This is a genomic window from Streptomyces sp. NPDC092045 (assembly GCF_044756005.1).
In the GTDB taxonomy this organism is placed as follows: Bacteria; Actinomycetota; Actinomycetes; order Streptomycetales; family Streptomycetaceae; genus Streptomyces.
The window spans coordinates 1-3,377 of record NZ_JBIVSC010000043.1 but is presented as its reverse complement, the minus strand read 5'-3'; the positions used below and the strand labels follow the sequence as shown (position 1 = coordinate 3,377).

Genomic DNA, 3,377 nt, shown 5'->3' with positions numbered 1-3,377 from the left:
ACGACCCTGCGCCCGGAGCAGGCCTCCTACATCGGCGTCGAGGTCGAGGGCCCGTACAAGCCGGACCACTACCGCTACTGACGGACTCCGCGGAGAAGATCCGCGGAAGACGTCCGCAGAGGATCGAGGCAGGCCCCCCGCACCCCCGTGTCGGGGGGCCTGCCCCGTCCCGCCCCCTGCTACCGCTCCTGGAAGCCACCCGAGGACCCATGCCCCGCGGCCGTTATTCGCTCCATGACCCGCACGATCACACTCCCCTCGGCGAAGAACACTTCCACTGCGCGCCGGGCCCCTCCGGCTGGCGCTACGTCGCGCAGACCACCACCCCCTCCGGTGATCACCGGGGCTCCGTCGACCTGGCCGTCGACGAACTGGGCCGCCCCATCCGCCTCGAACTGCACGCCGCCGGCTGGCAGGTCCGCGGCGCGGCCCTCGACGGCGTCACCTGGGTCCGCACGGACCCCGCCGGAGCCGATGCCGCCGAAGGCAATGTGCGCGCCCACGCCTTCACCGGCAGCTCCCCGGCCTTCCTCGTCGCCCTCACGCGACTCCTGCGCCTCACCCCCGATTCCCCCGAGACCCGTGTCAGGCTCGTCGCCCTCACGGACCCGGTGCTCGCCCCCCTCACGGTCGACCAGTCCTGGGCCCTGCTGAGAAGTGAAGCGCACCCCACTGACAACGGCCCCCTGACGGTGGACGAGTACCAGGTCAGCACTCTGGACACGGGCGAGCGCCACACCGTCCACATCGCCGGGGACGTGGTCCTCGCGGCCCCCGGCATCGAACTCGAAGACCTCGACACCCCGCCCTCGTCCTTCCTCTGACCGGGGAACCGCCGGATCGGACGTCAGGCGGGCGGGGCGAACCCGGTGGCGGGCGGGCGGCCCTCCCGGGAGGACCCGGCGGCCGGGGGAGCACTCGCGGGAGGAACGACCGGCGGGGCGCCCGACGGAGCGGCCGGAGGAACGGGCGCGGCCGGAACACCGAAGGCCCCACCGGCTTCGCACCCGTCCCCAGTCCCCATGACAGCTCCGGGCCCGGTCCCGTGGCCGGGTCCGCTCCCGCGTCCGGTCCCGTGCCCGTATCCAGGCCCGGTCCCGTATCCAGACCCGGTCCCGTGTCCAGGCCCGTGCCCCGCCTCCGCGAACGCCCGCCGCGCCTCCCGCGCCTGCCGCTCGGCCACCACACCCGCCAGATACGCCTCAGCCGGCACCCCCGCGGGCGGAGGCGCCCCCGTCCGGGCCACCAGCTCGTCGGCCAGACGCCCGGCGAGCTGCCGCCCCACGGCCGGATCCAGTTCACGCGCCCGCGTGAGGTAGTGGCGCACCTCCAGCCACAGCGCCTCCGGCACCGCCGAGAGGTCGAGCCCGGCGAACCGGCCCACCAGCCACGGCGGCGGCGGGGGAACCGGCCGGACCCGCGCCGCGGGCATCCGCTCCCGTACGACCAGCGTCCCCGCGAACACGTCCCCGAGCCGACGCCCGCGCTCGGACACCAGCGACGCGACGCAGGCGACGACACCGAGGGTCATCAGGATCTCCACGACCCCCATGGCCCCCCGCACCAGCGCGTGCCGGAACCGGATCGGCCCGCCGTCGTCCCGCACGACCCGCAGCCCGCAGGCCATCTTCCCGAGCGACCGCCCGTGGGACAGCGTCTCCACCGCGATCGGCGCTCCCACAAGGACCAGCAGGAAGGCCGCGATGGACACGGCCGTCACCGCCGCCTCGTCCAGCGAGGCCGTGGCGACCGCGAGCCCGATCGTGACCAACAGGTACGCGGCCCACACCACGACCAGGTCGACGAGCACCGCGAGCGCCCGGCTCGGCAGCCGCGCGGGCCGCAGTCCCAGTACGACGGCGTCGCCCGTCACCACACCACTCACGGCACCCACCCTCCTCCGGCCTTCCCGACCCCTCCGAACGCCAGTCTGCCAAGCTGACCCCCAGCGCGCCGCAGTAGTACGGACCCGCCCGAAGCCAGTCCTGGAGCAGCAGCCGATCATGGACCTCGACGTCTACGCCACCGCCCACCGCGCGGAGTGGGAACGCCTCGACCACCTGCTGCGCCGGGGCCGGAAGCTCACGGGGGCGGAGGCGGACGAGCTCGTCGCCCTGTACCAGCGCGCGGCCACCCACCTCTCGATCGTGCAGTCCAGCGCCCCGGACCCCCTGCTCACGGCCCGGCTCACCCAGCTCGTGGCCCGCGCCCGCGCCACGGTGACCGGCACCCGCCGCTCCTCGTGGCGCGACGCCGCCCGCTTCTTCACGGCCGGCTTCCCGGCGGCCGTCCACGGCTCCCGCCACTGGTGGATCCCCACGGCCGTCCTCTCCACCCTGCTCGCGGTCCTCGTCGGCTGGTGGATCGGAACGCACCCGGAGGTCCAGGCCTCGATCGGCGCCCCCGCCGAACTCCGCGAGATGACCCGCCCCGGCGGCCAGTACGAGACCTACTACTCCAGCCACCCGGCGGCCTCCTTCGCCGCCCAGGTCTGGACGAACAACGCCCGGGCCGCCGCCATGTGCCTGGTCCTGGGCGCCTTCCTGGGGATCCCGGTCCTCTGGATCCTCTTCCTGAACATGCTGAACCTCGGCGTCGGCATCGGCCTGATGTCCTCCGCCGGCCGCCTCGACGTGTTCCTGGGGCTGATCCTTCCGCACGGCCTGTTGGAACTGACCGCCGTCTTCGTGGCCGCCGGTACGGGCCTCCGCCTCGGCTGGACCGTCATCGAACCGGGCCCCACCACCCGTCGCGCGGCCCTCGCGGAACGGGGCCGCGCGGCCGTCGGCATGGCCATCGGCCTCGCCCCGGTCCTCTTCGTCTCGGGCCTGATCGAAGGCTTCGTCACCCCCTCCGGCCTGCCGACCTGGGCCCGCATCACCATCGGCATCACCGCCGAACTGGCCTTCCTCGCGTACGTCCACGTCCTCGGCGGCCGCGCCTCCCGCGCCGGCGACCGGGGCGACCTGGAGGAGCCCGACCGCAACGCCGCGCTCCCCACCGCGGCCTGATGTGCGTACGGCTCTGCCGAGCTGCTAGTCTCCTCCGGTGCCCGCAAAAGCTGTTGACACGGCGATTGCGGGGAGGTAGATTTGAACAGTTGCCTGGAGCTGGACAGCTCGGCAGCAACCAAGTAAAGTCTCACTCACTCCGGTCGGGAATTTCGATTCCCCGGAGTCATCCCGATTCTTATCCGAATCACGAAAGCCACCGATTAGGTCGGCCGAAATGAATCTGATAAAGTCGGAACCGCCGGAAGGGCCCGGAGCGAAAGCGAAGGGACCGGAAAGCACCGAGGAAATCGGATCGGAAAGATCTGATAGAGTCGGAAACGCAAGACCGAAGGGAAAAGCCCGGAGGAAAGCCCGAGAGGGTGA

General features: G+C 72.5%; 4 protein-coding genes. 3 read left to right on the top strand and 1 reads right to left on the bottom strand.

The window, feature by feature from the left end; all coding sequences use genetic code 11:
- Positions 1-81 (top strand): adenosylhomocysteinase (locus ACIQKA_RS34875; RefSeq protein WP_402542461.1); only part of this gene is annotated, 81 nt, incomplete at its 5' end.
- Positions 82-209: 128 nt separating this feature from the next.
- Positions 210-824 carry a hypothetical protein gene (locus ACIQKA_RS34870; RefSeq protein WP_402543403.1) on the top strand — a complete coding sequence of 205 codons (615 nt, stop codon included), beginning with the start codon at positions 210-212 and terminating at the stop codon, positions 822-824.
- Positions 825-847: 23 nt separating this feature from the next.
- Here ACIQKA_RS34870 and ACIQKA_RS34865 read toward each other — a convergent pair whose 3' ends face one another.
- Positions 848-1,885, bottom strand: a complete 1,038-nt coding sequence (locus ACIQKA_RS34865) for an RDD family protein (RefSeq protein ID WP_402543402.1) — start codon at positions 1,883-1,885, stop codon at positions 848-850.
- Positions 1,886-2,003: 118 nt separating this feature from the next.
- Between ACIQKA_RS34865 and ACIQKA_RS34860 the strand changes: the two genes are divergently transcribed.
- Positions 2,004-3,011 (top strand): stage II sporulation protein M, encoded by a 1,008-nt coding sequence (locus ACIQKA_RS34860; protein ID WP_390113212.1) that lies wholly within the window; start codon positions 2,004-2,006, stop codon positions 3,009-3,011.
- Positions 3,012-3,377 lie beyond the last annotated feature (366 nt).